The organism is Pseudomonas sp. YuFO20, assembly GCF_035064975.1.
In the GTDB taxonomy this organism is placed as follows: Bacteria; Pseudomonadota; Gammaproteobacteria; order Pseudomonadales; family Pseudomonadaceae; genus Aquipseudomonas; species Aquipseudomonas putida_AE.
On the sequence record NZ_JAXDEO010000038.1, the window covers coordinates 31,683 to 52,054 of the forward strand.

Consider the following 20,372-nt stretch of genomic DNA (forward strand, 5'->3'; position numbering starts at 1 on the left):
ATCAATTACCGAGGATCGCCCGCGTGCAAATCGCTACACTGCGCAAGTGGCGCGTGCCGGACGCATGCGCTGCCCTATAAATAGCCGGTTGCAGGAGAGAGGCGTGCTGACGAAACTGGGAATCAAAGGCCGCGTGCTGTTGCTGACGCTGCTGCCGACCAGCCTGATGGCATTGGTCCTGGGCGGCTATTTCACCTGGATGCAGCAATCGGACCTGCAGACCCAACTCCTGCAGCGCGGCGAAATGATCGCCGAGCAACTGGCGCCGCTGGTGGCGCCCGCCATGGGCCACAACAACAACGAACTGCTGGAACGTATCGCCACCCAGTCCCTGGAACAGCCGGACGTGCGCGCCGTGACCTTCCTGGCCCCGGACCGCACGCCGCTGGCCCACGCCGGGCCGATCATGCTGACCCAAGCGCCCATGGGCGAAGGTTCGCAAATGCTGCGCCGCAGTGGCAGCGAAGCCACGCGTTACCTGCTGCCGGTGTTCGGCAAACACCGCAACCTGGCCGGCGACGTGATTCCCGATGAAGCCGACCGCCTGCTGGGCTGGGTCGAACTCGAGCTGTCCCACAATGGCATGCTGTTGCGTGGCTACCGCAGCCTGTTCGCCAGCCTGCTGATGATCGGCGCCGGCCTCGGGGGCGCGGCGCTACTGGCCTTGCGCATGGGCCGCACGATCAATCGGCCGCTGACCCAGATCAAACAGGCCGTGGCCCAACTCAAGGACGGTCACCTGGAAACCCGCCTGCCGCCCCTGGGCAGCCAGGAGCTGGATGAATTGGCCTCCGGCATCAATCGCATGGCCGGCACCCTGCAGAATGCCCAGGAAGAACTGCAACACAGCATCGACCAGGCCACCGAGGACGTGCGCCAGAACCTCGAGACCATCGAGATCCAGAACATCGAACTCGACCTGGCGCGCATGGAAGCCCTGGAGGCGAGCCGGATCAAGTCCGAGTTCCTGGCCAACATGAGCCATGAAATTCGCACGCCGCTCAACGGCATCCTCGGCTTCACCCACCTGTTGCAAAAAAGCGAGCTGACCCCGCGCCAGCTCGATTACCTGGGCACCATCGAAAAATCTGCCGACAGCCTGCTGGGCATCATCAACGAGATCCTCGACTTTTCGAAGATCGAGGCCGGCAAGCTGGTGCTCGACCATATTCCGTTCAATCTGCGTGACCTGCTGCAGGACACATTGACCATTCTCGCCCCCGCAGCCCACGCCAAACAGCTGGAGCTGATCAGCCTGGTGTATCGCGACACGCCCCTGTCGCTGGTGGGCGATCCGTTGCGGCTCAAGCAGATCCTGACCAACCTGGTCAGCAACGCGATCAAGTTCACCCGCGAGGGCACCATCGTCGCCCGGGCCATGCTCGAGGAAGAACACGAAGACAGCGTGCAACTGCGCATCAGCATCCAGGACACCGGCATCGGCCTGTCGAGCCAGGATGTGCGCGCGTTGTTCCAGGCCTTCAGCCAGGCCGATAACTCGCTGTCGCGGCAACCCGGCGGCACCGGCCTGGGGCTGGTGATCTCCAAGCGCCTGATCGAACAAATGGGGGGCGAGATTGGTGTCGATAGCACCCCGGGCGAGGGATCGGAGTTCTGGATCAGCCTGAACCTGCCCAAGGCCCGCGACGATGCCGAAGACCTGCCGAGCGCGCCGCTGCTCGGTCGGCGGATTGCCGTGCTGGAAAACCATGAGCTGGCGCGCCAGGCGTTGCAGCATCAACTGGAAGACTGCGGCCTGGACGTCACCCCGTTCACTACCCTGGAAAGCCTGGCGAACGGCGTCACCGGCGCGCATCAGACCGATCAGGCGATCGAACTCGCGGTGCTCGGGATCACCAGCAACGACATGCCACCGGAACGCCTCAACCAGCACATCTGGGACCTCGAGCACCTGGGCTGCAAAGTGCTGGTGTTGTGTCCCACCACCGAACAGACGCTGTTCCACCTGTCGGTGCCGAACCCCCACAGCCAGCTCCAGGCCAAACCGGCTTGCACCCGCAAACTGCGGCGCGCACTGTCCGACCTGGTCAACCCGCGGCAGTTGCGCAGCGAAGCCAGCGAGCCGGTGTCCAGCCGCGCGCCGAAGGTGCTGTGCGTCGACGACAACCCGGCCAATCTGCTGCTGGTGCAAACCCTGCTCGAAGACATGGGCGCCAAGGTGCTCGCCGTGGAAAGTGGTTATGCGGCGATCAAGGCGGTGCAGAACGAGACGTTCGACCTGGTGCTGATGGACGTGCAAATGCCCGGCATGGATGGGCGCCAAAGTACCGAGGCGATCCGCCAATGGGAAAGCGAGCGGCATTGCACGCCGCTGCCGATCGTAGCCCTCACCGCACATGCCATGGCCAACGAAAAACGCGCCTTGCTGCAAAGCGGCATGGACGATTACCTGACCAAGCCGATCAGCGAGCGGCAACTGGCGCAGGTGGTCCTCAAATGGAGCGGGCTGGCACTGCGCAACCACACACCGGACCGCGCAGGCGACAGCCACGGCAGCACCTACGAGTTGCAGGTGCTCGATCACGAAGAAGGGTTGCGCCTCGCTGCCGGCAAGGCCGATCTGGCCGCCGACATGCTGGCAATGCTGCTGGCGTCGCTGGAAGCCGACCGTGAAGCCATCCGCCAGGCCCAGCAAAGCAACGACCACAACGCCCTGATCGAGCGGGTTCATCGCCTGCACGGCGCGACCCGTTATTGCGGCGTACCGCAACTGCGCGCCGCCTGCCAACGCAGTGAAACCCTGCTCAAGCAGAAAGACCCGAAGGCCTTTGGCGCACTTGAAGACCTCGACCGGGCGATCAATCGCCTGGCGGCCCAGGCGCGCATCAACGCCTGATGCACATTCCAGGAGGACCACATGCGCACGATACTTTTCAGCAGCCAGACCTACGACCGCGACAGCTTTCTCGCCGCCCACCTGCCGCCCGGTATCGAGCTGCACTTTCAGCCGGCACGCCTGAGCCTCGACACCGTGGCGCTGGCAGAGCATCACGAGGTGGTCTGCGCCTTCATCAATGATGACCTCGGCGCCCCGGTGCTCGAACGCCTGGCCGCAGGCGGCACACGCCTGATCGCCCTGCGCTCGGCCGGCTACAACCATGTCGACCTCGCGGCGGCGAAGCGCCTGGGGCTGGCGATCGTGCGCGTCCCGGCCTATTCGCCCCACGCCGTGGCCGAGCATGCCGTCGCCCTGATCCTGGCACTCAACCGCCGCCTGCACCGCGCCTACAACCGCACCCGCGAAGGCGATTTCAGCCTGCACGGGCTGACGGGGTTCGACCTGGTGGGCAAGACCGTCGGCGTGGTCGGCACCGGGCAGATCGGCGCGACTTTCGCGAAAATCATGAACGGGTTCGGCTGCCAGTTGCTGGCCTACGACCCCTTCCCCAATCCCCAGGTCGAAGCCCTTGGCGCCCGCTACCTGGACTTGCCGCAGTTGCTGGCCGAGTCGCAGATCATCAGCCTGCACTGTCCGCTCAATGCCCAGAGCAAGCATTTGATCAACCGCCAGACCCTGGCGCACATGCAGCCAGGCGCCATGTTGATCAACACCGGCCGCGGCGGCCTGGTGGACACCCCGGCGCTGATCGATGCCTTGAAGAGCGGCCAACTGGGTTATTTGGGACTGGATGTGTATGAAGAAGAGGCCCAGTTGTTCTTCGAGGACCGTTCCGACCTGCCGTTGCAGGACGATGTACTGGCGCGGTTACTGACCTTCCCCAACGTGATCGTCACGGCCCACCAGGCCTTCCTGACCCGTGAAGCCCTGGGCGCGATTGCCGCGACCACCTTGCAGAACATCGCGGCGTGGGCGGCCGGGTCGCCAGAGAATCAGGTCGAGGGTGATTGAACCTGATCGAAGGTCATATGCCTGCGGCATGCTTCGCGTAAGCCCGTGCTAGCATATCGCGCATATTTGGAGGACCCATGGTCGAACACGATTTCCGCTACACCCTGATGAACCCGCAACACACCCTCACCGAATGCCGCGCCCTGGTGCCGGGGCGTTATCAGGTCACCGGCAACGGCGGCTCGATTCGTAATAATGACGTGCTGGTCGTGACCCTCAAGGGCGCCAAGGACTTGTCCATGCGCCTGACCGTCGAAACGGTTCGCCACCTGATCAACCCTCCTGGCCAATGGGTCGCGGTGGCCAGTGGCCCGGTGTTCGGCGAACTGGCGATCCATACCTGGCAGGCGAATTGCGACAGCTGCGCCAAAGAACTGAGTTTCGAGTTCGCCGTGGACGCCAAGCTTGGCAACAAGGCTGAAAAGCCTGCCGCCACCGCGCGGATTGCCGAGTTGGGATGGACCACCGTTGGCGAAAAGCACCTGTGCCCCAAATGCCAGGAGCCTGCGTGATGAAACGCCTCGCCCTGACCGCGATGGTCGGTGCCAGCCTGGTGGGCTGCGCCGCCGAACCAGTGCAACTTGAACAAAACCGCAGTTACATCCTGGAGTGGATCGGCGAGCGTCCGTTGATGGATTACAGCCACCTGACCATCACCCTGGGTGAAGACGGTCGCGCCTACGGTAACGGCGGCTGCAACCACTGGTTCGCGCCGTACACCCTGGAAGGCCACAAGCTGAGCTTCGGCAAGATCGGCAGCACCCGCAAACTCTGTGCGCCGGCCCTGATGGAGCAGGAAAAACGCTTCCTCCAGGCACTGGAAGGTGTGCAGCGCTGGGACGTCTCGTCGATCGACCAGATGCGTTTCTGGCCTGCCGAAGGCAAGCCGCTGCGCTGGTGGCTGGAAGAGGGTTGATCCCTCTGAACCTGTAGGAGCCGGCTTGCCGGCGAAGGCGTCTTTGACCATTTCGCTGGACTGTCGGACCTCTTCGCTGGCAAGCCAGCTCCTACACGGTTTGTCGTTGCCACCCGCCTAATTTTTCGCCTGTAATGCTTCGAGCTTGGCCACCACCCCCGCCGCCGTCTGCTCGCCCATCAACTGCTCCCGCACCTTGCCCTTGTTATCGATGATGTAGGTCACCGGCAACGCCTCGCTGCGCGGCAGTTCGAACAACTCGGAAGGGTCCTGCGCCAGCACGGTGAACTTGATCCCGAGTTTCTCGCTGGCACTTTTCAGCTCTTCGCCCTGCACGTTGTCGAAGTTGACCCCGAACACGCCGATCTTCCTGTCCTTGAGCTGCTCGGCCAGGGTGTTCAGCTCCGGAATCTCGGTACGGCATGGGCCGCACCATTCCGCCCAGTAATTGATCACCAGCCATTTGCCGTCCAGACGCTCGGCGGCGACCTTCTGTCCGTTCTGATCGATCCCGTAGTCGTTACCGCAGCCCCCCAGCATCAACGCCCCGATAATCGTCAATGCCGCTGCCAGTCGCCTTGTCATGTCGTGTTCCTTGTCAAAAATTGAAAGCGCCTGCGACCCGTCGCCTGCCAAGGTTCAGGATTAGGCGCTGCCCAGTTAGAATAGCCGCCACCTTACGCAAGATGCGACCCGCTCATGACCGATCTGACGCTTTATCACAACCCGCGCTGCTCGAAATCCCGCGGTGCGCTCGAACTGCTGGAAGCCCGCGGCCTAACCCCGACGGTGGTCCGCTACCTGGAAACGCCGCTGGACGCCGCGCAAATCCAGAGCCTGCTGGGCAAACTCGGGATCAGTGCGCGGCAACTGCTGCGCACCGGCGAAGACGAATACAAGACCCTGAACCTGGCCGACGGCAGCCTGAGCGAGGCGCAGTTGATCGCCGCCATCGCCGCCCACCCGAAACTGATGGAGCGACCGATCCTCGAAGTCGGCGACAAGGCCATCATCGGCCGTCCGCCAGAGCAGGTCCTGGAGCTGTTGCCGTGAGTGCGCCGTACATTCTGGTGCTGTATTACAGCCGCAGCGGTTCGACCAATGAAATGGCCCGGCAGATTGCCCGTGGCGTCGAACAGGCCGGCCTTGAAGCCCGACTGCGCACGGTACCGGCGATTTCCACCGAATGCGAAGCCGTGTCCCCGGATATCCCGGACGAAGGCGCGCTCTACGCCAGCCTCGATGACCTGAAGAACTGCGCAGGCCTGGCGCTGGGCAGTCCGACCCGCTTCGGCAACATGGCGGCGCCGCTCAAGTACTTCCTCGACGGCACCAGCAACCTGTGGCTGACCGGCGCCCTGGTCGGCAAGCCTGCCGGTGTGTTCACCTCCACCGCAAGCCTGCATGGCGGGCAGGAAACCACCCTGCTGTCGATGATGCTGCCGTTGTTGCACCACGGCATGCTGATCACCGGCCTGCCCTACAGCGAGTCGGCACTCCTGGAAACCCAGGGCGGCGGCACGCCGTACGGCGCCAGCCATCACGCCGGTGCCGATGGCAAAAGCGGCCTGGATACCCACGAAGTGGCGTTGTGTCGCGCACTCGGTATGCGCTTGGCCAAGACTGCTCAGAAACTGGAGGGTTGAGGGTGGCCAAGAAGCCGAAGGTCCTGCCCGCTATCGAATGGCTTGAACCACGGGTTCGGGCCATGCGCGTCATCAGCCTGCTGTGTTTCCTTGGCCTGGTGGGATTGCTCTGCGTTTACTACCTGATGGTCGCCGACCTGCACGGTGCGCGGCCGTGGGTGATTCTGCTGATCGAGCTGGTGCCGTTGTTGCTGCTCGCGCCGGGGATGATTGTCGGCAATGCCCGGGGGCATTCATGGATGTGCTTTGTGGTGAACCTGTATTTCATCAAGGGTGCATTGGCCGCCTATGACCCGAACCGGCAGGTCTTCGGTGTGCTGGAGATGGCCGCAAGCCTGGCGGTGTTCTGTTCGGCATTGTTGTATGTGCGGTGGCGGTATCAGTTGAACCGCAAGTTGGCTGGCGAGGGCGAGATCTCCGTCGCCTGACAGAATGCAATCGCCAGCAGGCTGGCTCCCACAGGGGACTTGTGTCCTGCACAGATCCAATGTGGGAGCCAGCCTGCTGGCGATTGGAGCCACGCGGTCTCAATGATTGACGGTGTAAGCCAGCATCATCGAGATCTGGCTCATCGGCCGCCCGCCACTTTCCTCATGCCACTGGTTGAACACTTCCTGCACCAACGCCAGGTCGCGCAAGCTGGTCGGCACCTTGTCGACGATCTTCTGCGCGTTCAACGCCGCCACCACGTCATAGCTCGGCACAAAGGTGTCCTTGCCGACCATGCGCAAGAAGCGCGGAGCTGACAGGCCGCCCAACTGATGGCCGCGTTTTTTCAGGAAGGTCCAGAGCCCGACGATATCGGTCACTGGCCAATCGGCAATCAGCGCGCCGAAGCTGCCCTTTTCATGGGCCACGTCCAGAATGAACTGCGCATTGCGCGGCACGCTCTTGAGCTTGCCCAGATGGCGGATGATCCGCGTGTCCTGCATCAGCCGTTCCAGGTGTTCAGCGCTCATCAGCACGACTTTTTCCGGGTCGAATTTGAAAAACACTTCTTCGAAGGCTGGCCACTTGGCGTCCACCAGGCTGTGCTTGAGCCCGGCGCGGAAGACCCGCAATGCCATGGTCGAGAGGTAGCGGTCATCGCTGATCTTGCGCAATTGCGCCGGGGTCTTGGGCAGGGGCAGATGGGCTTCCAGTTCAGCGGCCGAACCGAAGCGGTTCAGACAGTATTCGTTCAGCCACTTGTAATCGCGCATGCCCTCTCCTGAGGATTGAAAAATGAACTGCCAACTGGTGACAAAACCTGTGGGAGCCAGCCTGCTGGCGATGAAGCGGTGTCAGACAACAATGAAGCGCCTGACACTCCGCCATCGCCAGCAGGCTGGCTCCCACAGTAATCGGGTTTAGAGGTTGACCACATTGACGAAACGCGAAGCGGCGCTTTCGTCGATCTTGAGGCTGGTGAAGTCGAACAGGTTGCGGTCCGCCAGTTGCGACGGGATCACGTTCTGCAGGCTGCGGAAAATGCTTTCGGTACGGCCGGGGGTCTTGCGCTCCCAATCCTGCAGCATTTCCTTGACCACCTGGCGCTGCAGGTTTTCCTGGGAGCCACAGAGGTTGCACGGGATGATCGGGAACTGCTTGAGGTCCGAGTAGGCCTGAATGTCCTTCTCGTTGCAGTAGGCCAACGGGCGGATCACCACGTTGCGCCCGTCATCGGCGCGCAATTTCGGCGGCATGGCCTTGAGCGAACCGTTGAAGAACATGTTCAGGAAGAACGTCTCGACGATGTCGTCGCGGTGATGGCCGAGAGCCATCTTGGTCGCGCCAATTTCGTCGGCAAAGGTGTAGAGCGTACCGCGACGCAGGCGCGAGCACAGGGAGCAGGTGGTCTTGCCTTCCGGGATCAGCTCCTTGACCACCGAGTAGGTGTCTTTCTCGACGATGTGGTACTCGATCCCCAGTTCCTTGAGGTAGGCCGGCAGCACATGCTCGGGGAAACCCGGCTGTTTCTGGTCCATGTTCACGGCCACGATCTCGAACTTGATCGGCGCGACCTTCTGCAAGTGCATCAGCACATCAAGCATGGTGTAGCTGTCCTTGCCGCCGGACAGGCAGACCATGACCTTGTCACCGTCTTCAATCATGTTGAAATCGGCGACCGCCTCACCGGCCTGTCGGCGAAGGCGCTTTTGCAGTTTGTTCTGGTTGACCGTAAGAGTGCCCATGACGCGAAATCCGTGAGGTGTGACGAAAGGCGCGCATTTTACGCAAAAACCCATCAGGAACGAAGTACCCCGACGGATCGCGTGCCCTACAGATGCAACAGCGATTACCCGGGGGCTTTACAGCGCAATTTGCTCTAAGCCCTACCCCCTGTGGGGTTAAGACCTTCCTATACTGCGTCATAAGGTCGCAATCACATACAGACCTATTACTTACTTGGCCACATTGGCCCGTAGGGCGCTCCACTGGGGGGCGACGGTAAAAACAAGAGGAGTGACTGGCATGATCCATCACGTAGTGGGGCTCTTCACCCACCCTGACCAAGAATGGAAAGAGATTCGTGGCGATCAGGAAGAAAGTATCAGCCACATGTACCTGACCCATACGCTGATCCTGGCGGCGATACCGGCGGTATCGGCCTTTATCGGGACTACGCAGGTGGGCTGGGTCATCGGCAATCGCCCCCCGGTGATGCTGACCGTGGAAAGCGCACTATGGATGACAGTCATGTCGTACCTGGCGATGCTTGGCGGCGTAGCGGTAATGGGTGCGTTCATCCACTGGATGGCTCGCACCTATGACGCCAATCCGAGCCTGGCACGCTGCATCGCGTTCGCAACCTATACCGCTACACCGCTGTTCGTCGGCGGCCTGGCGGCCCTGTACCCCCACCTGTGGCTGGGGATGGTCGTTGGCACTGCGGCCATCTGCTACACGGTCTACCTGCTGTATGTGGGGCTGCCAACCTTCATGAACATTCCATCTGACGAGGGCTTTCTGTTTTCAAGTTCGGTGCTCGCCGTAGGCCTGGTGGTGCTGGTCGCCATCATGGCGTTCACCGTGATTGTCTGGGGACTCGGCGTGGGGCCGGTCTATACCAATTAACACTCACCACAAAAAAATCAGATCTGCCGACACAGGCCGCCGCAAGGCGGCCTTTTAATGCCCGCGCCACAAGAGCGCCGAAGACCATTCGGCGCTTCGCAGATTCGCAAGGCCCCGGGCTTGCGGCATACTGGACTGCTCTGGAGATCCATCAAGCATGCCCGAGCAACTCAATACCCGCGTCGAAGACTGTTTTCAACAAGCCGAATCCTTTTTCAAACGACCTTTCAAACGTCCTGTGGTGAGCTTCAAGCTGCGCGGGCAAAAAGCCGGTGTCGCGCACCTGCACGAGAACCTGCTGCGTTTCAATCCGCAGCTGTACCGGGAAAACACCGAAGATTTTCTCAAGCAGACCGTCGCTCACGAGGTCGCGCACCTGATCGCCCATCAACTGTTCGGTGACCGCATCCAGCCCCATGGCGAAGAGTGGCAACTGATCATGCGCGGCGTGTACGAATTGCCCCCCAACCGTTGCCACACCTACGACGTCAAACGCCGCAGCGTGACCCGCTACATCTACAAGTGCCCGTGCGCCGACAGCGATTTCCCGTTCTCGGCGCAGCGTCATGGTTTGGTGCGGCAGGGGCGGCGGTATTTGTGTCGGCGGTGTCGCAACACCTTGGTGTTCAGTGGGGAAATGCGCATCGAGTAGTGAGATTTGTGGTGTCTGGGTCGACCTCTTCGCCAGCAGGCTGGCTCCCACAGGGGAAGATCCATTGTGGGAGCCAGCCTGCTGGCGATGGCGGCCTGACAGGCGCTAGAGAATTACCTTGGCACGCCGAAGTTCCTCAATCCGCTCTACACCAAACCCCAACTCCCCCAACACCTGATCGGTATGCTGCCCCAGCGCCGCGCCAATATGCCTGGGCTGCGGCAACCCGCTTGAAAACTTCAATGGACAAGCCATCTGCGCCTGACTCGAACCATCCCCCCGCGGCACTTCAGCCACCAGTTCCCGCGCCTGCAACTGCGGATGCCGCACCGCCTCACCCAGGCTCAAGACCGGCTCGACACACGCATCGAGCTCGGCGAACAGCGCGCACAACTCGGCAAAGTCATGCTTTTCGAACTCAGTCTTCAACGCCTCCTTGAGCTGGCGTTGCTGTGCAGGCTGTGCAGATAACCCCAGGCTCGCCCACTCCTCCAGCCCCAGCGCCACACACAACTGTTTCATGAACCCCGGTTCCAGGCTGCCCACCGACAACCAGCGCCCATCCCGGGAGCGGTAGTAGTCATAGAAGCTGCCGCCATTGAGCACCTGGTCTTCCCGACCCGGTTCGATCCCACAAGCCAGGTACCCGGCACCCGCCATGGCGTTCAGGCTGAACGCGCAATCGGTCATGCTCACGTCCAGATGCTGGCCCTGCCCGCTGTGCTGGCGTGCGATCACGGCCGCCAGCAGGCCGATGACCCCGTGCAGCGAGCCACCGGCGATGTCTGCCACCTGCATGCCCAGCGGCAGCGGGCCACTGTCGGCGCGTCCGCTGTAGCTCGCAAGCCCGGCCAGGGCAAGGTAGTTGATGTCATGGCCGGCGCGGTCCTTGTAGGGGCCGGTCTGGCCGTAACCGGTGATCGAAACATAGATCAGCCGGGGATTGATCGCTTTCAGGGCCTCATAGCCCAACCCCAATCGCTCCATGACGCCGGGGCGGAACTGCTCCAGCACGATGTCGTAGTCCTGCAGCAATTGCGTGATCACTTCCAGCGCTTCGGGCTGCTTGAGATCCAGGGCCAGGCTGCGTTTGTTGCGATTGAGGTAGGCATGGCTGGCCGAAACGCCCCGGTCGTGGGGCGGCAGCACGCGCAGCAGGTCCATGCGGGTCGGCGATTCGATGCGCAGCACCTCGGCGCCCATGTCCGCCAGCAATAGCGAAGCGAACGGACCCGGCAGCAGTGTCGAGAAATCCAGAACCTTGAGTGATGCCAGTGGACCGAGCATGAGAATTCTCCCTGGATGATGCCCCAGCCTAGGCAGCCAAGCGCTTTGCAGCAATCACCTTATGCGCCACATGCAATGACCGTTGTGCTCAAATCCCGGGCATGAAAAAACCCGCCGAAGCGGGTTTTTCATTCAACAAGACTTACCTGGCGTTGGTCGGGGCTACCTCTTCGACGTGGCCCAGAACATCGTCTTTAGGCTCGTCGGCAATGCCGCGACCGCCAGACGCCAGCTCGGATTGCAGCACGTCGGTGTCCAGCTCCTTGACCCACTTCGCCACGACGATGGTGGCAACGGCGTTACCGACCAGGTTGGTCAGTGCGCGGGCTTCGGACATGAAGCGGTCGATACCCAGGATCAGCGCCAGGCCGGCAACCGGCAGGTGGCCGACGGCGGACAGGGTCGCCGCCAGTACGATGAAGCCCGAACCGGTAACGCCCGCAGCCCCCTTGGAAGACAGCAGCAACACCACCAGCAAGGTGATCTGGTGGGTGATGTCCATGTGGGTGTCGGTGGCCTGGGCAATGAACACAGCCGCCATGGTCAGGTAGATCGCCGTACCGTCGAGGTTGAACGAGTAGCCGGTCGGGATCACCAGGCCAACCACGGACTTCTGCGCCCCCAGACGCTCCATCTTGATCAGCATGCGCGGCAGCACCGACTCCGAAGAGGAAGTACCCAGCACGATCAACAGTTCTTCACGGATGTAGCGGATCATCTTCAGCACGCTGAAGCCGTGCAGGCGGGCAATCGAACCCAGCACGATCAGGATGAACAGCAGGCAAGTGATGTAGAAGCAGGCCATCAACTGGCCCAGTTGCACCAGCGAGCCGACACCGTAGGCACCAATGGTGAAGGCCATGGCACCGAAGGCACCGATCGGCGCGAGCTTCATGATCATGTTGATGATGTTGAACATCACGTGGGCGAAACGATCGATGAAGTCCAGCAGCGGCTTGCCGTAGGCACCCAGGCGATGCAGGGCGAAACCGAAGATCACCGAGAACATCAGCACTTGCAGGATGTCGCCCGTGGCGAACGCGCCGACGATGGTGGACGGAATCACATTGAGCAGGAAGCCGATGACGCTTTGGTCAGCGCCAGCAGCGACATAATGGGCAACCTTGGAGGCATCCAGGGTGGTCACGTCGATGTGCATGCCGTTACCCGGCTGGACGATGTTGACCACCACCAGGCCCACCAGCAGCGCGATGGTCGAAACGATCTCGAAGTACAGCAATGCGTAACCGCCGGTCTTGCCGACCGACTTCATGTCCTGCATGCCAGCGATACCGCTGACGACGGTACAGAAGATGATCGGCGCGATGATCATCTTGATCAGCTTGATGAACCCGTCACCCAGCGGTTTTACGGCCACACCGAGCTGTGGATAGAAGTGACCGAGCAAAATACCGATGACAATTGCAACGATCACCTGGAAATACAGGGATTTGTACAGTGGCTGACGAGTCGTCATTGCAAAGTTCCTCAAGAGTGCGCGGCGACAACATCCGACTGTTGCCCACCCCAACTCAATTGCGAACCCTCCTGCACTGGAGGGATTTGTTTTTTCGAGCTGCGCGACGGCAGGCATCTACGGGTTCTATCGCAAGGCTCGTGCCACCTTGTAGGAAAAGCCTGAAAGCCTTATGGCATCAAGGGTTGCAGGTTGGTCCAGGTCAACACACGACGACTGCGCAGTGGCGGATTTCCGCCCAGCCGTCGAATCACATCCTGTAATCTGGCGGATATCCGCCTTGTTCATGCCCATGCAGCGCGGCTACCATCCGTCGTTCTATGGACGGACTTGCCTCTATGCGCGAACGCACCATTGCCAGTCATTTCGCCCGTGCCGCCCTCGGTGGCGCGCAACGGCGTGGCTACGATTATTCGATACTGCTGCAGCAAGTGGGGATCAGCCCCGAGCTGCTCGACGAGCCTCGAGCGCGCATCCCTCCAGAACAGTTCACCCGGCTGATACAGGCACTATGGCTCGCGCTGGACGACGAATACCTGGGTTTCGGCCGGGGCATCAGCAAGCCCGGCAGCTTCGCGATGATGTGTCATGCCGTGATCCATTGCCGCAATCTGGATAAGGCACTGCATCGCGGATTATTGTTTTATAGCCTATTCCCGGACGCCCCGCGCCTGACGCTGACCCGTGAAGACGAAATGATTCGACTGAGTCTGGACGATTCGCAACTCTGGGACCCGGAACATTTCCTCAGCGAATGTCTATTGGTGATCTGGCATCGCTTCGCCAGCTGGTTGATCGGCCAGCGTATTCGACTGGAGCACGCCACGTTCAGCTACCCGCGACCGGAACATGGCGCCGAATACGAGCTGCTGTTCTCGTGCCCGCTCGAGTTTTCGGCACAACAGAGCAGCCTGCTGTTCCACGGCCGCTACCTGAACATGCCACTGCTACAGGACGAACGCACGCTCAAGCAGTTCCTTGAACGCTCGCCTGCCGATCTGTTATCGCGCCCGGACGACGGCCATAGCCTGAGCAGCCAGTTGCGACGCCTGCTCAGTCGCGACCGCTCCCCCTGGCCGGACCTGGAGGCCGTGGCTGAGCACCTGCATATCAGCCCGCAAACGCTACGTCGGCATCTGCGTGAAGAAAACACCAGTTTTCAGGAACTCAAGGACCAGCTACGCCGCGACATTGCCATTTATCACCTGGGCCGCAACGACTTGCCCTTGCAACAGATCGCCGAGCAATTGGGGTTTTCCGAGCCCTCGGCGTTTCACCGGGCATTCAAGAAGTGGACCGGGCTGACGCCGGGGGCTTACCGGGCCAGGGATTTGTAGGAGCCGGCTTGCTGGCGATAGCGTCTGTACGATCGCCATCGCCAGCAAGCCGGCTCCTACAAGATCACGCCAGCGGAAAATGAATACGGAAGGCGGCACCGCCCAAGGGTGAGTCGCCCAGAGTGAGTTTTGCGCTATAGCTTTCGATGATGTCCTTGACCACCGCCAGGCCAATACCCTGTCCTGGATGCTGACGGTCCAGGCGTTCACCGCGCTGCAGGATCCGCGTGCGCTGATCGAGCGGGACGCCTGGGCCATCGTCTTCCACGCATATCTCGATACCATCGAGGGTATGCATGCTGATGCGCACTTCGCTCAGGCACAGTCGATAGGCGTTCTCCAGCAGATTGCCAAGCATTTCCAGCAAGGCGCCCTGCTCGATAGGGACCAGACACTGCGGCGGCAAATCGAAGGTAACCTGCACCTGTTTGTCGCGATAGACCTTGTCCAGCGTATCGCAAAGGCTCTGCAACACCGGTTGCAGGCGTACCTGATGGCGCACCAGTCCGCTCTTGCGCAGGCTGGCGCGTTGCAATTGGTAACCGATCTGTTGGCTCATGCGCTCGATCTGGGTCTGCAGCACCCAGGCCTGATCCCTCTCCTCAGGGCGTTGCGCCATGCCTTCGCTGACCCCCTGCAATACCGCCAATGGGGTTTTCAGGCTATGGGCCAGATCGTCGAGGGAATCGCGATAACGGCTACGCTGTTCACGCTCGCTGTGCAGCAATCGGTTTAAAGAGCCGGTCAGGCGCAGCAGCTCACGTGGGTGTTGCTCGCTCAGGCTTTCACGGGTGCCGCTTTCGATCTCGTCCAGCTCCTGGCTCAGCCGGCGCAATGCCTGCAACCCCCAGGACAAGCCGCCCCATAGCAATGCCAGAAGCACCAGTAATGCCGCGCCGAAACCCAGGTAAAGGTTTTCCCGCAGGCCGCCGAGCGTAGCATCGTATTCACGCGCCGGTTGCAACGCGACGAAGCTGAACGCCGCGTTTTTGCCGCCGAGCAGTTTGACCTCGACGTCATAGACGAAGAATTCCTGGCCAGTGTCCTGGCGAATCCTGGCAAATTCATTACCGCGCCCGTCGTAACGCGGCTTGTAATTGATGTTCTTTACCAGGGTGTCTTTCGAGCGCCAGACTAACTGACCTTCGCGGTTATAGATGTAACCGAGCAAGTTGCCATCGGCCAGGTTGAAGCGCTCGTCGGGCAACTGTTCTGGCATCAGCAAGCGGTCGTCCTCGACCCGTGCAGCAGAGATCAACGTGGTGACGTCCGACGCCAGTCGCTGCTCGATGGCGTCCTGCAGCGCCAGGCTGAACGCTCCCTGCATCGCCGGCAGCAACGCCAGCATGAACAATACTGCGAGGATCGTGGCGGCGAGCATCAGGCGAACGCGAAGAGAACCGATCAAGTGCAACGCTCAGTGAACAGATAGCCCAGGCCACGCACCGTTTCGATTGGCTTGAAACCGGACGGACCTTCAAGTTTTCGACGCAGACGGCCGACCAGCACTTCGATCACGTTCGGATCGCGCTCGTCATCGTCCGGGTAAAGCTGCTCCATCAAACGGTCCTTGGGGACCACCTGCTGATGATGGCGCATCAGATACTCGAGAATCCGGTACTCATACGCGGTCAATGCCAGTGGTTGCTCCTCAAGGGACGCCTGCTTGCGATTAAGGTCCAGCAGCAGCGGCCCGGCAACGATCGTTGACTGGGTAAATCCGCTGGAGCGGCGCAACAAGGCATTCAGCCGAGCTTCCAGTTCTTCAAACTGGAAGGGCTTGACCACATAGTCATCGGCACCGGCAGCAAGGCCTTCAACCTTGTCCTGCCAGTTACCGCGTGCAGTGAGGATCAGGATCGGGAAGGTCTTGCCTTGCGAGCGCAACTGACGGATCAGATCCAGCCCGCCCATGCCCGGCAAGCCGAGATCGATCACCGCCAGGTCGTGGTTGAACTGCTCGGTCTGATACAGCGCATCGACGGCGTTGGCCACGGACTCGACCACATGGCCGCTGTCCGTCAGGCGGGTTTGCAAGTGATGACGCAACAGCGCTTCATCCTCGACAACCAGCAATTTCATGTCGCTCTCCCAGGCAAATCAAATACCCCGGAGGCACGATCGACGCACCTCCATGACTAACAGGCTGCGCCGGAACAATCTCCTGGATTGATCCGGCGCAGCCTGCTGCACACGCTTTTCAGAAAGCATAGTTGGCTGAAAGGTAGGTCTGTGCGCTGCTATTCAAACTCAGCGATCCCTGCTTGCTACCACCTTGTGCGCTCATTTCGGTGCTGGCGTTGCTGCGCAGGTAACGGTACCCCAGTTCAACTGAAGTGTTTTGCGAAACCTGTTGCAGAATGCCTGCCTGTGCGCCAATGGTGTAACCGAAGTTGGTGTCGCGACTGAAGCCTGATGACTCCTGGGTCAATTTGGTCAACCCGGCGGAGGCACCGCCGAATAGCCTGGTGTCAGCACCCAAGGGATGGAACAGATCGTAGCTGCCCAACAGGTTCTCCTGACGCAGTTTAATGCCATTGTGCGAGCCCGACACGTTATCGTACGTGGCGTAGTAACGGCCTTGGCTGTTTTGCTGCCCCACACGCAAGCCCCAGGTGTGGTCCTTGGCAATCACGCCGTCGGCGTTCGGACGGTCGAGATTATCGTTCAAGGCGCTGGACTTTTTGATCTTGTCGCTGGTCTGCCCATAAGTAAGGCTGGCAAAATTGTCGTTGGCACCGAATGCGGCAGTGCTCGCGCCGAAAACGGTGAATGCCAGCAGCAGTTTTTTGATTCCAGTCATGGGTGAAGCTCCTCATAAGTTCGTGCTTGAGTTCGTGTTGTTTTGGCTACGGAGCAAGACTACTCACGCCGCCCTGAACTCACCCTGAACGCGCGCTTAACCTGAGCTGAACCATATCCACCCAGCTGTTTTGATGATTTTCCAGCAGGAAATCCCCCAGGACTACCCAGCATCAAGGCAACCCGGCAAAATGCCCGACATGAATCCCGTCCCCGCCCTGCCCGTCTTCTGCACGCCCCTCGACGCCCATTGGCCGCTGCCGCTGGTGCTGCCCGATGCGGTGCTGTTGAGTACCCACTTCGATACGTCGCAACTGCTCAGCGATGATTTCCAGCGCAGCGCCATCGAGGCGCCCGCGAGCATTCAGCGCTCGGTCGCCAAACGCCAGGCAGAATTTCTCGCCGGGCGGATCTGCGCCCGCGCAGCCCTGCAACAACTGGAAGGCCTGAACTTCAGTCCGGCCATCGGTGATGACCGGGCGCCTGTCTGGCCTGCGCACATTACCGGTTCGATCACCCACAGCACTGGTCGGGCCGCGGCGATCGTGGCGAAGAAAAGCCATTGGCGCGGGTTGGGGATGGACATGGAAAACCTGCTCAATGCCGAACGTGCCGAACGCCTGGCCGGGGAAATCCTCACCCCGGCGGAACTGCAGCGCATGGCCGCCGGTCATCGCGATCAGCTCGCGTTGCTGGTCACCCTGACGTTTTCAGTGAAGGAGAGCCTGTTCAAGGCGCTCTACCCGATCGTGCGGCAACGTTTCTACTTTGAACACGCCGAGGTGCTGGAGTGGACCGAGTCAGGTGAGGTGCGGTTGCGGTTGCTGACGGACCTGTCCGGTGAATGGCGTAACGGCACCGAGCTGGAGGCGCAGTTCGGGGTCAAGGATGGGCAGTTGTTGAGTCTGGTCAGTATCAAGGCCTGAAGATATTTGCTGTTTGTCAGGCCCTCTTCGCTGGCAAGCCAGCTCCTACAGGGGATTTGGGGCGCGGGGTCTCAGCGTTTCTCCTGATTGCGCGGCCAGCTCAGGCTGAAACATGCGCCGCCCAGGCTTTTGCTCTTGCCGATCAACGCCCGACCGTCGTGCCAATGGATGATCCGCCGCACGATCGACAATCCCAAGCCATGGCCGCCCGAGGCCCGGGTGCGGCTGTCGTCGAGGCGCAGGAATGGCGTGAAAATTTTCTCCCAGGCCATTTCCGGCACACCCGGCCCGTCATCTTCGACATCCACCCGACAACGTTGCTGCCCCACCTGATAGCTGATGGTGACTCGCGATTGAGCGTGGCGCATGGCATTGGTCACCAGATTCTGCAGCGCCCGGTGCAGGTAGCGCGGCTCGGCCTCGACCCAGGCGTCATCACAGTCGGCGGCTGACAGGCACAACCCCCGCTGCACCGTGACCTCGGCGCGCAAGGGCGCCAGCTCATCGATCACCTGATTGACCAAGGCATCCAGATCGATACGCTGAAAATTCAGGGCTGGCGAGCCTTGTTCCAGCCGCGCGTACGTCAGCATCTCGTCGACCAGGCGGTCGAGGTCCTCGATATCGTGGTCCATGCCTTCGCAGTATTTTTCCAGGTCTTGCGGGGTCTTGGCCGAGCCGATCATTTCCAGGCCAAACCGCAGGCGGGCCACCGGCGTGCGCAATTCGTGGGACACGGCACGCACCAGCTCTCGCTGAATGGCCAGCAGCTGTTGCAGGTGCTCGGCCATGCCGTTGAACGCCGACGCCAGTCGCCCTACCGAGTCTGCACCCCGCGCCGGCACACGGGTTTCCAGGCTGCCCTTGGCGATCCGCGTGGCCGCCGCTTCCAGCCCGCGCAAGCGGCGCTCCAGTTGCCGCACCAGCAGGTAGACGATCAAACCGATCAGGCTCAGCCCCAGTGCGGCAATCAGCACCAGCCACTCCGGCGGATAAGGATTCATCTGGTACAACGGGCCGATTTCCAGCACCCAGGGCGTGCCGACCATGCCGGCGAACACCCGGATCGAATCACCCTCCTTGCCCAGCGCCATCACGGTGTCGCCCTCGGACACGCGGCGGCTCTGGTCTTCGTCCATGTCGGCGTCTTCGACCGTGACCAGGCGCAAATCGAAGCCAAACCCCTTGTCCTGTTTCAATTGCGCCAGACGCACCGGTTGCTCGCCTACCGGGTAGCGCACCAGTTCGTCTGCCAGCAGATAGATAGTCGCCCGGGCGAGTTGTTCGCTGATCTGCTGGACTTCACCGGTGAGAACAAGCTGCTCCTGGTCGCTGACCAGCCGATAAACCCTGGCCGCATGCGGGCCGGTCTGCTCCACCAGGGCCTGGCCGCGCAATACCCGGGTGCGCTGGGTGAGGTCGAGGTCGGTCTGGGCAAAGGTTTTCAGCGCCAGCGGAATCCCCAGCAGCCGCTCCCACACCAACAGGGCCCGGCGGCGTTCGGTCTGGTTCATCGGCTGCAGGTTGTCGGCCATCAGCGAAAACGTGCCGTGGGCCAGGCGTTCGCGATACTGCTCGCCGCGCACCTCATTGAGCAGGTGCAAAGCCAGCACACCGAGTACCGCCACCAGTATCAGCGCGGCACACATGCCGCCGTAGATCCGCAGGAAGATCGAGTTCACAGGGTCGGGTCTACGCAGGCCTCGGGGACAAACAGGTAGCCTTTGCTGCGCACGGTCTTGATCAGCCGCGGATGGTCCGGGTCATCACCGATCTTCGGGCGGATGCGCGAGATGCGCACGTCAATGGAGCGGTCCTGGCCGTCATAGCCGATGCCGCGCAACGCGGTGAAGATTTCTTCCCGGGACAGGATGCGCCCCGCGTTGGCCACCAGCAGCCAAAGCAAATCGAACTCGGCGCTGGTCAGTTCGATGCCGTTGTCGTGCAGCCAGGCTTCGCGCAATGCGTTATCCACCACCAGCGGGCCGAACTGCAGGCGCCGTTGTTTTTCCGGGACGACCTCCGGCGCTTCACTGCGGCGCAGCAAGGCCTGGATGCGCGCCAGCAGCAAACGCGGGCGCACCGGCTTGCACACGTAGTCGTCGGCCCCCAGGTCCAGGCCGAGGATCTGGTCGGTGTCGTCGGTGCGCGCGGTGAGCATCAGGATCGGGCCGTCATACCGGTCGCGAACCTTGCGGCATATGCTCAGGCCGTCTTCGCCCGGCAGCATCAGGTCGAGAATCACCAGGTCCGGTTGTTCCTTGATGATGCGGGCCGCCGCCAAGGCACCATTGCCTTCAATCGAGACACTCAGGCCATTGGCTTGCAGGTAATCGCGCGTCAGTTCGGCCAGACGCTGATCGTCCTCCACAATCAATACCTGCCAGGCTTCTTGCTCCAC

21 protein-coding genes are annotated in these 20,372 nt (G+C 61.3%); 11 read left to right on the forward strand and 10 right to left on the reverse strand.

Going from position 1 to position 20,372, the window contains the following annotated elements:
* The first annotated feature begins 103 nt into the window (after positions 1-103).
* From SOP85_RS20830 to SOP85_RS20845, 4 genes are all read left to right on the forward strand, one after another.
* Positions 104-2,857, forward strand: coding sequence for a response regulator (locus SOP85_RS20830; RefSeq protein WP_323608136.1), 2,754 nt, complete (start codon positions 104-106; stop codon positions 2,855-2,857).
* A 21-nt stretch (positions 2,858-2,878) separates the two neighbouring features.
* Complete coding sequence (locus tag SOP85_RS20835; protein ID WP_323628091.1) at positions 2,879-3,871, forward strand: 2-hydroxyacid dehydrogenase; 993 nt, start codon at positions 2,879-2,881, stop codon at positions 3,869-3,871.
* A gap of 77 nt (positions 3,872-3,948) precedes the next feature.
* Positions 3,949-4,383, forward strand: coding sequence for a hypothetical protein (locus tag SOP85_RS20840; protein ID WP_323628092.1), 435 nt, complete (start codon positions 3,949-3,951; stop codon positions 4,381-4,383).
* Entirely contained in the window at positions 4,383-4,787 is a 405-nt protein-coding gene (locus SOP85_RS20845) for an META domain-containing protein (RefSeq protein ID WP_274072911.1), read from the forward strand. The genes SOP85_RS20840 and SOP85_RS20845 overlap by 1 nt, the downstream gene beginning before the upstream one ends.
* 117 nt (positions 4,788-4,904) lie before the next feature.
* Here the strand turns inward: SOP85_RS20845 and SOP85_RS20850 are convergent, their stop codons facing one another.
* Entirely contained in the window at positions 4,905-5,372 is a 468-nt protein-coding gene (locus tag SOP85_RS20850; protein WP_274072910.1) for a TlpA family protein disulfide reductase, read from the reverse strand.
* Positions 5,373-5,486: 114 nt separating this feature from the next.
* Here SOP85_RS20850 and arsC point away from each other — a divergent pair, with 114 nt between their 5' ends.
* The 3 genes from arsC to SOP85_RS20865 are packed head-to-tail and all read left to right on the forward strand — an operon-like array spanning position 5,487 to position 6,861.
* Positions 5,487-5,840, forward strand: a complete 354-nt coding sequence (gene arsC, locus SOP85_RS20855) for an arsenate reductase (glutaredoxin) (RefSeq protein ID WP_323628094.1) — start codon at positions 5,487-5,489, stop codon at positions 5,838-5,840.
* A complete protein-coding gene (gene wrbA / locus SOP85_RS20860) occupies positions 5,837-6,433 on the forward strand; it encodes an NAD(P)H:quinone oxidoreductase (protein ID WP_273919074.1) in 597 nt (198 codons plus the stop codon). The genes arsC and wrbA overlap by 4 nt, the downstream gene beginning before the upstream one ends.
* A 2-nt stretch (positions 6,434-6,435) precedes the next feature.
* On the forward strand, positions 6,436-6,861 hold the full coding sequence (locus SOP85_RS20865; RefSeq protein WP_323628095.1) for a DUF2069 domain-containing protein: 426 nt from the start codon (positions 6,436-6,438) through the stop codon (positions 6,859-6,861).
* Positions 6,862-6,960: 99 nt separating this feature from the next.
* Here SOP85_RS20865 and SOP85_RS20870 read toward each other — a convergent pair whose 3' ends face one another.
* Together SOP85_RS20870 and ttcA are read right to left on the reverse strand one after the other, a co-directional pair.
* Positions 6,961-7,635: a DNA-3-methyladenine glycosylase I gene (locus SOP85_RS20870; protein ID WP_274072907.1), complete on the reverse strand. Its 675-nt coding sequence runs from the start codon at positions 7,633-7,635 to the stop codon at positions 6,961-6,963.
* Positions 7,636-7,782: 147 nt separating this feature from the next.
* Positions 7,783-8,607, reverse strand: a complete 825-nt coding sequence (gene ttcA / locus SOP85_RS20875; RefSeq protein WP_090324525.1) for a tRNA 2-thiocytidine(32) synthetase TtcA — start codon at positions 8,605-8,607, stop codon at positions 7,783-7,785.
* Between the two features lie 280 nt (positions 8,608-8,887).
* Between ttcA and SOP85_RS20880 the strand changes: the two genes are divergently transcribed.
* Positions 8,888-9,490, forward strand: a complete 603-nt coding sequence (locus SOP85_RS20880) for a Yip1 family protein (protein WP_046817737.1) — start codon at positions 8,888-8,890, stop codon at positions 9,488-9,490.
* A 157-nt stretch (positions 9,491-9,647) separates the two neighbouring features.
* Positions 9,648-10,142 (forward strand): SprT family zinc-dependent metalloprotease, encoded by a 495-nt coding sequence (locus SOP85_RS20885; protein WP_274072906.1) that lies wholly within the window; start codon positions 9,648-9,650, stop codon positions 10,140-10,142.
* Positions 10,143-10,247: 105 nt separating this feature from the next.
* Here the strand turns inward: SOP85_RS20885 and SOP85_RS20890 are convergent, their stop codons facing one another.
* On the reverse strand, positions 10,248-11,429 hold the full coding sequence (locus SOP85_RS20890) for a CaiB/BaiF CoA transferase family protein (protein ID WP_323628097.1): 1,182 nt from the start codon (positions 11,427-11,429) through the stop codon (positions 10,248-10,250).
* Between the two features lie 142 nt (positions 11,430-11,571).
* Positions 11,572-12,906, reverse strand: a complete 1,335-nt coding sequence (locus tag SOP85_RS20895; RefSeq protein ID WP_323628099.1) for a dicarboxylate/amino acid:cation symporter — start codon at positions 12,904-12,906, stop codon at positions 11,572-11,574.
* Between the two features lie 338 nt (positions 12,907-13,244).
* Here SOP85_RS20895 and SOP85_RS20900 point away from each other — a divergent pair, with 338 nt between their 5' ends.
* Positions 13,245-14,243 carry an AraC family transcriptional regulator gene (locus SOP85_RS20900; RefSeq protein ID WP_323608129.1) on the forward strand — a complete coding sequence of 333 codons (999 nt, stop codon included), beginning with the start codon at positions 13,245-13,247 and terminating at the stop codon, positions 14,241-14,243.
* Positions 14,244-14,307: 64 nt separating this feature from the next.
* Here SOP85_RS20900 and SOP85_RS20905 read toward each other — a convergent pair whose 3' ends face one another.
* From SOP85_RS20905 to SOP85_RS20915, 3 genes are all read right to left on the reverse strand, one after another.
* Positions 14,308-15,651: an ATP-binding protein gene (locus tag SOP85_RS20905; RefSeq protein WP_274072902.1), complete on the reverse strand. Its 1,344-nt coding sequence runs from the start codon at positions 15,649-15,651 to the stop codon at positions 14,308-14,310.
* Positions 15,648-16,325, reverse strand: a complete 678-nt coding sequence (locus SOP85_RS20910) for a response regulator transcription factor (protein ID WP_274072901.1) — start codon at positions 16,323-16,325, stop codon at positions 15,648-15,650. The genes SOP85_RS20905 and SOP85_RS20910 overlap by 4 nt, the downstream gene beginning before the upstream one ends.
* Before the next feature lie 118 nt (positions 16,326-16,443).
* Positions 16,444-17,046: a hypothetical protein gene (locus SOP85_RS20915; RefSeq protein WP_323628100.1), complete on the reverse strand. Its 603-nt coding sequence runs from the start codon at positions 17,044-17,046 to the stop codon at positions 16,444-16,446.
* 199 nt (positions 17,047-17,245) lie between these two features.
* On the opposite strand from SOP85_RS20915, the gene SOP85_RS20920 reads away from it, so the two are divergent.
* A complete protein-coding gene (locus SOP85_RS20920) occupies positions 17,246-17,971 on the forward strand; it encodes a 4'-phosphopantetheinyl transferase family protein (RefSeq protein WP_274072899.1) in 726 nt (241 codons plus the stop codon).
* A gap of 71 nt (positions 17,972-18,042) precedes the next feature.
* Here the strand turns inward: SOP85_RS20920 and SOP85_RS20925 are convergent, their stop codons facing one another.
* Both SOP85_RS20925 and SOP85_RS20930 read right to left on the reverse strand, forming a co-directional pair.
* A complete protein-coding gene (locus tag SOP85_RS20925; protein WP_274072898.1) occupies positions 18,043-19,653 on the reverse strand; it encodes an ATP-binding protein in 1,611 nt (536 codons plus the stop codon).
* Complete coding sequence (locus SOP85_RS20930) at positions 19,650-20,372, reverse strand: winged helix-turn-helix domain-containing protein (RefSeq protein WP_323608127.1); 723 nt, start codon at positions 20,370-20,372, stop codon at positions 19,650-19,652. The genes SOP85_RS20925 and SOP85_RS20930 overlap by 4 nt, the downstream gene beginning before the upstream one ends.

Bases quoted from the DNA above. Each gene is read 5' to 3' on its own strand.
- SOP85_RS20840 (WP_323628092.1), top strand. From the start codon at position 3,949: ATGGTCGAACACGATTTCCGCTACACCCTGATGAACCCGCAACACACC.
- SOP85_RS20895 (WP_323628099.1), bottom strand. From the start codon at position 12,906: ATGACGACTCGTCAGCCACTGTACAAATCCCTGTATTTCCAGGTGATC.
- ttcA (WP_090324525.1), bottom strand. From the start codon at position 8,607: ATGGGCACTCTTACGGTCAACCAGAACAAACTGCAAAAGCGCCTTCGC.
- SOP85_RS20850 (WP_274072910.1), bottom strand. From the start codon at position 5,372: ATGACAAGGCGACTGGCAGCGGCATTGACGATTATCGGGGCGTTGATG.
- SOP85_RS20890 (WP_323628097.1), bottom strand. From the start codon at position 11,429: ATGCTCGGTCCACTGGCATCACTCAAGGTTCTGGATTTCTCGACACTG.
- SOP85_RS20870 (WP_274072907.1), bottom strand. From the start codon at position 7,635: ATGCGCGATTACAAGTGGCTGAACGAATACTGTCTGAACCGCTTCGGT.
- SOP85_RS20880 (WP_046817737.1), top strand. From the start codon at position 8,888: ATGATCCATCACGTAGTGGGGCTCTTCACCCACCCTGACCAAGAATGG.
- SOP85_RS20910 (WP_274072901.1), bottom strand. From the start codon at position 16,325: ATGAAATTGCTGGTTGTCGAGGATGAAGCGCTGTTGCGTCATCACTTG.
- arsC (WP_323628094.1), top strand. From the start codon at position 5,487: ATGACCGATCTGACGCTTTATCACAACCCGCGCTGCTCGAAATCCCGC.
- SOP85_RS20845 (WP_274072911.1), top strand. From the start codon at position 4,383: ATGAAACGCCTCGCCCTGACCGCGATGGTCGGTGCCAGCCTGGTGGGC.
- SOP85_RS20900 (WP_323608129.1), top strand. From the start codon at position 13,245: ATGCGCGAACGCACCATTGCCAGTCATTTCGCCCGTGCCGCCCTCGGT.
- SOP85_RS20835 (WP_323628091.1), top strand. From the start codon at position 2,879: ATGCGCACGATACTTTTCAGCAGCCAGACCTACGACCGCGACAGCTTT.
- SOP85_RS20915 (WP_323628100.1), bottom strand. From the start codon at position 17,046: ATGACTGGAATCAAAAAACTGCTGCTGGCATTCACCGTTTTCGGCGCG.
- SOP85_RS20920 (WP_274072899.1), top strand. From the start codon at position 17,246: ATGAATCCCGTCCCCGCCCTGCCCGTCTTCTGCACGCCCCTCGACGCC.
- SOP85_RS20885 (WP_274072906.1), top strand. From the start codon at position 9,648: ATGCCCGAGCAACTCAATACCCGCGTCGAAGACTGTTTTCAACAAGCC.